Origin of the sequence: Nocardiopsis deserti, from assembly GCF_008638355.1 — a bacterium.
Classification (GTDB): Bacteria; Actinomycetota; Actinomycetes; order Streptosporangiales; family Streptosporangiaceae; genus Nocardiopsis; species Nocardiopsis alborubida.
The window spans coordinates 1-684 of record NZ_VWVS01000062.1; the positions used below are offsets into that span (position 1 = coordinate 1).

Genomic DNA, 684 nt, shown 5'->3' on the forward strand with positions numbered 1-684 from the left:
CGGCTCCATGAACAGCGAGGGGTGGTCGCGCTCGATGACCCTCAGACGCCACTTGTTGTGCACCAGCACCAGCAACTCGCCGTCGCCCCGCCGCCGCAGCACCTCGGCGCCCGAGAGCGCGTGCAGGGCGGGCGCCGACTCGGCGTCGGTGCGCCGCGCCACGGAGTAGTCCAGCGGCGAGGCCTCGATCGGGGCCCGGAACTCGTGCTCCATGCGGTGCTTGACCACGTCGAACTGCAGGGGGCCCACCGCGGCGAGCACCGGCGCCTGCTCACCGCGCACGTCCGAGGTCAGCACCTGCACCACACCCTCGGCGTCCATCTGGGCGATGCCGCGCTGGAACTGCTTGTACTTGCTCGCGTCCTTGGCCCGCGCCACCACGAAGTGCTCGGGGGCGAAGCTGGGGATCGGCGGGTAGGACACCTTGGGGCCGTCGTAGAGGGTGTCGCCCACCGCCAGCGCCTGGGCGTTGACCAGCGCGATCACGTCACCGGGATAGGCCGTCTCGATGGTGGTGCGGTCGGAGCCGAACACCGCCTGGGTGTACTTGGTGGCGAACGGGCGCCCGGTGGGCGCGTGGGTGAGCACCATGCCGCGGTCGAAGCGGCCCGAGCTGATACGCACGAAGGCCATCCGGTCCCGGTGGTTCTTGTCCATGTTGGCCTGCATCTTGAACACCTGGCC

The 684-nt window shown here is 70.3% G+C and carries 1 pseudogene; it reads right to left on the reverse strand.

The features are described 5' to 3' along the window. A pseudogene (locus FYW99_RS31605) lies at positions 1-684 on the reverse strand (peptide chain release factor 3); the annotation flags it as partial.